The 6,860-nt window shown below is 71.4% G+C and carries 5 protein-coding genes and 3 pseudogenes; 7 read left to right on the forward strand and 1 reads right to left on the reverse strand.

The features are described 5' to 3' along the window. The first annotated feature begins 5 nt into the window (after positions 1-5). The 7 genes and pseudogenes from IE271_RS34970 to IE271_RS44090 all read left to right on the forward strand — a co-directional run. Positions 6-1,793, forward strand: a complete 1,788-nt coding sequence (locus IE271_RS34970) for a 1-deoxy-D-xylulose-5-phosphate synthase (protein ID WP_190194500.1) — start codon at positions 6-8, stop codon at positions 1,791-1,793. 198 nt (positions 1,794-1,991) lie between these two features. Continuing rightward, positions 1,992-3,167: a flavodoxin-dependent (E)-4-hydroxy-3-methylbut-2-enyl-diphosphate synthase gene (ispG, locus tag IE271_RS34975; protein ID WP_190194501.1), complete on the forward strand. Its 1,176-nt coding sequence runs from the start codon at positions 1,992-1,994 to the stop codon at positions 3,165-3,167. Further along, positions 3,164-4,789 (forward strand): 2-oxoacid:acceptor oxidoreductase family protein, encoded by a 1,626-nt coding sequence (locus IE271_RS34980; RefSeq protein WP_190194502.1) that lies wholly within the window; start codon positions 3,164-3,166, stop codon positions 4,787-4,789. Before ispG ends, IE271_RS34980 begins: the two co-directional genes overlap by 4 nt. Positions 4,790-4,935: 146 nt before the next feature. After that, positions 4,936-5,256, forward strand: coding sequence for a ferredoxin (fdxA, locus tag IE271_RS34985; RefSeq protein ID WP_190194503.1), 321 nt, complete (start codon positions 4,936-4,938; stop codon positions 5,254-5,256). A gap of 274 nt (positions 5,257-5,530) precedes the next feature. Beyond that, entirely contained in the window at positions 5,531-5,677 is a 147-nt protein-coding gene (locus IE271_RS34990) for a hypothetical protein (RefSeq protein ID WP_190194504.1), read from the forward strand. 481 nt (positions 5,678-6,158) lie between these two features. Next, positions 6,159-6,338: pseudogene (locus IE271_RS44085) on the forward strand (transposase); the annotation flags it as partial. 136 nt (positions 6,339-6,474) lie between these two features. Then, positions 6,475-6,702: pseudogene (locus IE271_RS44090) on the forward strand (hypothetical protein); the annotation flags it as partial. A gap of 60 nt (positions 6,703-6,762) precedes the next feature. On the opposite strand, the pseudogene IE271_RS35000 reads toward IE271_RS44090, so the two are convergent. Next, positions 6,763-6,860: pseudogene (locus tag IE271_RS35000) on the reverse strand (IS5 family transposase); the annotation flags it as partial.

Raw genomic sequence — 6,860 nt, forward strand, 5'->3', positions numbered from 1 at the left:
GCGCCATGCCACACCTGGAGGAGATCCGGGGGCCGGAGGACCTGCGCGCCCTGTCCCCGCACGCGGCCCGCGAACTGGCGCCGCAGATCCGGCGGCTGCTGGTCGACACCTGCACCGCCAACGGCGGCCACCTCGGCCCCAATCTCGGGGTCGTCGAACTGTCCATCGCCCTGCACCGCGTCTTCCACTCCCCCCGCGACAAGATCCTGTGGGACACCGGCCACCAGGCCTACGTCCACAAGATCCTCACCGGCCGCACCGAAGCCCTCGCCACGCTCCGTCGCGCCGGCGGCATGTCGGGCTATCCCAGCCGCGCCGAGTCCGAGCACGACGTCATCGAGAACTCGCACGCCTCGACCTCCCTGTCCTGGGCGGACGGCCTCGCCCGCGCCAACGCCCTGCTCGGGCGGAGCGACCGCGCCGTGGTCGCTGTGGTCGGCGACGGCGCGCTCACCGGGGGCATGGCCTGGGAAGCCCTCAACAACATTGCGGCGGCCCCCGAACGCCCCGTCGTCGTGGTCCTCAACGACAACGGCCGCTCCTACGCCCCCACCGCCGGCGCCGTCGCCGGACACCTCGCCGACCTGCGCGCGGGCAATGTCACGCGAGCCCTGTTCGAGAACCTGGGGCTCGCCTACGCCGGCCCGGTGGACGGCCACGACATCGAGGCCGTGGAAACGGCGCTGCGCCAGGCCGTCGCCCTGCGCAGGCCCGTGGTGGTGCACTGCGTCACCGAGAAGGGCCGCGGCCACCTCCCCGCCGAGCAGGACGACACGGACCGCTTCCACGCCGTGCGCGCCGCCTCCGCCCGCAAACCGGGGGACGCACCCAGCTGGACGTCCGTGTTCGGCAGCGAGCTGGCCGACCTCGCCGCCGACCGGCCGGACGTGGTCGCCATCACCGCGGCCATGCTCGACCCGACCGGGCTCGGCGAGTTCGCCCGCCGCCACCCCGAGCGCGTCATCGACGTCGGCATCGCCGAACAGCACGCCGTGACCGCCGCCGCGGGACTGGCCCTCGGCGGGGTGCACCCGGTCGTCGCGCTGTACGCCACCTTTCTCAACCGGGCCTTCGACCAGCTCCTGATGGACGTGGCCCTGCACCGCGCCCCGGTCACCTTCGTCCTGGACCGGGCCGGCGTGACCGGTGACGACGGCCCCTCGCACAACGGCATGTGGGACCTGTCGCTGCTGAACCTGGTGCCCGGCCTGCGGCTGGCCGCCCCACGCGACGCCACCACCTTGCGCCGCGCCCTGCGGGAGGCCGTGGCCTGCGACGACGGCCCCACCGCCCTGCGCTTTCCCAAGGGCTCCAGCGGAGCGGACATCCCGGCCGTGGACGTCTGCTCCGAGCTGGACGTCCTGCACCGCGGCGAGCGTCCCGACATTCTCCTGGTCTCCGTCGGCGCCATGGCCGCCACCTGCCTCGACGTCGCCGAACGGCTGGCCGAGCGGGGCGTCGGCGTCACCGTCGTGGACCCCCGCTGGGTCAAGCCGGTGCCGCCCGGGCTGACCGGGCTCGCCCTCGATCACCTGCTGGTCGCCACGGTCGAGGACAGCGGCCGGGTCGGCGGCGTCGGGGCGCGCGTCGCCCAGGCGCTGAGCGACGCCAAGCCGGGCCTGCCGGTGCACGTCTTCGGCATCCCGCAGCGCTTCCTCGACCACGGCTCACGGGCCGACGTCCTGGAGGCCGGCGGCCTCACCCCCAGCCACCTCACCCACGCGCTGCTTCAGGCCCTGCTCTCCGGCCGGCAGGCCCGGCAGGGAGCCACCGCCTCCCTCGCCATCGGCTGACACCGGGTACCCCGACGGGCGGTCGGCACCCACCCGCACGGTGGCGACCCCGCCGACCGCCCGCGTCCCAGCCGTCCGCGAGGCGCGCCCGCTCCCGCCGCCGTGCCTTCCTCCAGCCCTTCCACGGCCCTCAACGGCACACAGTCATCAGCCACCACCCGGTCCGTCCGGACCGGCCGACCATCCTGGGGAACTGCCATGCCTGTCGCTCTCGGAGTGCCGACGGTACCGCCGAGGCTGGCCCGACGACGCACCAGCCGCCAGATCCACGTAGGGTCCGTGCCCGTGGGCGGCGACGCCCCGGTCTCGGTCCAGTCCATGACCACGACCCGCACCTCCGACATCGGTGCGACCCTGCAGCAGATCGCCGAACTCACCGCGTCCGGCTGCCAGATCGTCCGTGTCGCCTGCCCCACCCAGGACGACGCGGACGCCCTGCCGACGATCGCGCGCAAGTCGCAGATACCGGTGATCGCGGACATCCACTTCCAGCCGAAGTACGTGTTCGCCGCCATCGAGGCCGGCTGCGCGGCCGTGCGCGTCAACCCGGGCAACATCAAGCAGTTCGACGACAAGGTCCGCGAGATCGCGCGGGCCGCCAAGGATCACGGCACTCCGGTCCGTATCGGGGTCAACGCGGGCTCGCTCGACCGCCGCCTGCTGAAGAAGTACGGCAAGGCCACCCCGGAGGCGCTGGTCGAGAGCGCGCTGTGGGAGGCTTCGCTGTTCGAGGAGCACGACTTCCACGACATCAAGATCTCCGTCAAGCACAACGACCCCGTCGTCATGATCGAGGCGTACAAGCAGCTCGCGGCGCAGTGCGCGTATCCGCTGCACCTCGGCGTGACGGAGGCGGGCCCCGCCTTCCAGGGCACCATCAAGTCGGCTGTCGCGTTCGGCGCGCTGCTGTCCCAGGGCATCGGCGACACCATCCGCGTCTCCTTGAGCGCGCCGCCCGCCGAGGAGGTCAAGGTCGGCCTCCAGATCCTGGAGGCCCTGAACCTCAAGCAGCGCGGCCTGGAGATCGTGTCCTGCCCGTCCTGCGGACGCGCCCAGGTCGACGTCTACAAGCTGGCCGAAGAGGTCACGGCCGGGCTGAAGGGCATGGACATCCCGCTGCGCGTGGCCGTCATGGGATGCGTGGTGAACGGCCCCGGGGAGGCCAGGGAAGCGGACCTCGGCGTCGCCTCCGGCAACGGCAAGGGGCAGATCTTCGTCAAGGGCGAGGTCGTCAGGACCGTACCCGAGTCGAGGATCGTCGAGACGCTCATCGAGGAGGCGTTCAAGCTCGCCGAGCTGATGCGGCAGGACGAAGACGACGACTCCTCCTCTTCCGGGGCCGTCCCCACCGCCGGGCAGGAGAGCGCCGAGTGAGCACACCGGCCACCGTCGAACAGCTCGACCGGGTCGTGATCCGCTTCGTCGGCGACTCCGGCGACGGTATACAGCTGACCGGCGACCGGTTCACGGCGGAGACGGCCGGCTCCGGCAACGACCTGTCCACGCTGCCGGACTTCCCCGGCGAGATCCGCGCCCCCGCGGGCACCCTGCACGATGTCTCGTCGTTCCAGCTGCACTTCGCCGACCACGACATCATCACCCCGGGCGACGCCCCGGACGTCCTGGTCGCGATGAACCCGGCCGCGCTCAGGGCCGACCTGGCCGATCTGCCGCGCGGCGCCGAAGTCGTCGTCGACACCGACGCCTTCACCCGGCGCGCCCTCACGAAGGCGGGCTGGAGCACCAGCCCGCTGGACGACGCCACGCTGGAGGCGTACCGGGTGCACCCGGTGGCGCTGACCACGCTGACCGTCGAGGCGCTCAAGGACTCAGGGCCCACCCGCAAGGACTCGGAGCCAACGAAGAACATGTTCGCCCTCGGCCTGCTGTCCTGCATGTACCACCGGCCCACCGAGGGCACCGAGAAGTTCCTGCGCACCAAGTTCGCCGAGCAGCCGGAGCCGGCCGAGGCCAACGTGACCGCCTTCCGCGCGGGCTGGAACCACGGCGGGACCACCGAGTCGTTCGCCGTCTCCTACGCGGTCGCCCCGGCGAAGCGCGCCTTCGCCCCGGGCCGCCACCGCGACATCTCCGGCGACCTGGCCCTCGCCCTGGACCTGGGCCTGGTGGCCGCCGCCGAGCGCGCGCAGCCGCCGCTGTCCCCCGGCTCGTCCCCGATCACCCCGGCCTCCGACATCCTGCACGAGCTGTCGAAGCACAAGAACTTCGGCGTGCGCACCTTCCAGGCGGAGGACGAGATCGCCGGCATCGGTGCGGCCCTCGGCGCCGCCTTCGGCGGATCACTGGCAGTGACGACGACGCCCGGGCCGGGCGTGGCCCTCAAGTCGGAGACCATCGGTCTCGTCGCCTCCCTCGAACTCCCCCTCCTAGTCGTCGGCATCCAGCGCGGCGGCCCCCCGACCGGCCTGCCGACCAAGACCGAGCAGGCGGATCTCCTCCAGGCGATGTACGGCCGCAACGGCGAGGCCCCGGTGCCGGTGATCGCCCCGCACACCCCGGCCGACTGCTTCGACGCGGCCCTGCAGGCGGCGCGGATCGGGCTGGCCCACCGCACCCCGGTGTTCCTGCTCTCCGACGGCTACCTCGCCAACGGCTCCGAGCCCGGGCACATCACCGCCGTGGCCGAACTGCCCGATCTGCACGTTGCGTTCGCCACCACCCCGAACCGCCCCGACAAGTCCGACCAGGAGGTGCGCTGGTGCCCCGGCTGCGGGGACTACGCGATCCTCGTCGCCGTCCAGGGCTTCATGCCGGAGCTGGGCATCGCACGGGAGAACATCGTCTTCGTCTCGGGCATCGGCTGCTCCTCCCGCTTCCCGTACTACATGAACACCTACGGCATGCACTCCGTGCACGGCCGCGCCCCCGCCATCGCGACCGGCCTGGCCTGCGCCCGCCCCGACCTCTCCCGGCTGCGGCATCCCACCCCATCGGCGTCCTGCGCGACGTACGGCGCCCCGCGTACGACCGGCTGATGGACGGCCATCTGGAGCGGGCCGTCGCCGAGCGGGTCCGGGGCGACCCGGCCGCGCTGCTGGCCGGCAACGACATCTGGACGGTCGGGGCCTGAGCCCCGACGAGAACCGCACACCGACAGCGACACGAACAAGAGGAAGCACCCGTGACCTACGTCATCGCCCAGCCCTGTGTGGACGTCAAGGACAAGGCCTGCATCGAGGAATGCCCCGTCGACTGCATCTACGAGGGCCGGCGGTCCCTGTACATCCACCCGGACGAATGCGTCGACTGCGGCGCCTGCGAACCGGTCTGCCCCGTCGAGGCGATCTTCTACGAGGACGACGTGCCCGAGGACTGGACGGACTACCACAAGGCGAACGCCGAGTTCTTCGACGACCTCGGCTCGCCCGGCGGCGCCAGCGGCCTCGGCCCGGTCGAGCGCGACCACCCGCTCGTCGCCGGACAGCCGGTCCGCACGACATGACGATCGAGCCGGGGACCGGCCTCGGGAGCGAGGACGCGCTTCGGCTGCCGCGCGCCCGGGTCGCGCCGTATCCGCCCCGCCGGCGGCGTACACCGCGGCGGTCGGCCGGTACTCGACGGGTGCCGGGCATCGCGAAGTCCCCCACGCGGATCTACCGGATCTCGCTGACGACATGGGGATAAATACTCACCGGTGAACCCGCGCCGACCGGACTTACCCGCCGGGGCGCGCAGCCGCCTGTTTTCCCCGTCGCCGCGGTGACCGCGGGTTCGGCTTGTTCGCCGCCATCGCCGCGGTGATCACCTTCGGCCTGGCCCATTGGGAGGGAGCCGCGATTCCGGCGGCCCTCTCCCGCAGCGGCGTGGTCTTCGCGGCCGCCCTCACCTTGTGCATCACGGTCCTGTCCGTTCTGGTCCGGTAGTCCTGCTCGGCTGTTTCGCCGGCCTTTCGTCGACGGTGGCCGGACAGGGGCGGTGGAGCACCGCGATGGTGCGAGGGCCGTCCCCGCGGAAGGCCGCACAGCGTTCGTCGCTGTGGTGCGGCGTGCCGTCGGTGCGCGGCCGTTCGGTACCGATCGGCCGCCGGCCGCGGCGCCCGGCCCGGCCAGGGCGGGACCGGGGTCGGGCAGGGCGGTGGCGAGGTAGTCGTCGGCCTGTTCCACGATCTGGTTCAGTTCGGTGCACAGGGCCGCGGTGCGTTCGGCGATGCCCTTGATCATGTTGGTGATCCGGGCCAGCTCTTTGAACTCCGCAGTGTGGCACGGCTTTGGGGCCAGGCCGCCCTGTTCTTCGCATGTCCCTGACGACGGCGATCGGCAGGGCGCCAATGGTGGCGGGTGAGGGGCCACGAAGTTTCCGGACAGGCATCCAATAAGGTTGTCCTGGACAGGAAATGAGGAAGAAGTGGCGCCACCCGGCAAGTACTCACCGGAGTTCCGTGAGGAAGCCGTCCAGATCGCGTTGAGGTCGAGCAAGACGGTCTCCGAAGTTGCCCGGAAACTTGAGCTGAACCCAGAGATGCTTCGCGGCTGGGTCAAGAAGCACCGGCAGCAGCAGGAACCGGCTCCAGAGGCGGAGTTGACGGTGAGCGAGCGGGCACGATTGAAAGAACTCGAGCGCCGCAATCGCGAGCTGGAGATAGAAGTCACCTTCCTGAAAAAGCCGCAGCGTACTTCGCGAGGGATCCCCGGTAGCCAGCAGGTACGAGTTCATCGACGAGATGCGACTCGACACCGAGGAGTACGCATACAGCGTCGAGTTCACGTGCCTTCGGCTCGGCGTGTCCACATCCGGCTACTACGACTGGCGCTCATGTCCGCAATCCGCGACAGCTCAGCGGCGCGAAGAATTGAAATTGCTGGTCACCAAGGCCTTCGAGCTGCCCGACGGCACCTACGGACACCGGCGCATCCAGGCCCAACTGCAGCGCTGGGGCGTTGCTGCGGGCCTGGAGCTGGTGCGCCGTCTGATACGTGAGCCGGGGCTTGTGCCCTGCCAGCCGCGGCCGAGGCGCGGGAGGAATAGGCCTTGTCCGCGGCGACGGCGCCGGGGCGGGTGCGGGGCCGGCCGACCGGCAGGCGGACGCGGATCTTGTGCAGCACGGGC

It is taken from the genome of Streptomyces minutiscleroticus, assembly GCF_014650875.1.
Lineage (GTDB): Bacteria > Actinomycetota > Actinomycetes > Streptomycetales > Streptomycetaceae > Streptomyces > Streptomyces minutiscleroticus.

Bases quoted from the DNA above. Each gene is read 5' to 3' on its own strand.
- IE271_RS34970 (WP_190194500.1), top strand. From the start codon at position 6: ATGCCACACCTGGAGGAGATCCGGGGGCCGGAGGACCTGCGCGCCCTG.
- ispG (WP_190194501.1), top strand. From the start codon at position 1,992: ATGCCTGTCGCTCTCGGAGTGCCGACGGTACCGCCGAGGCTGGCCCGA.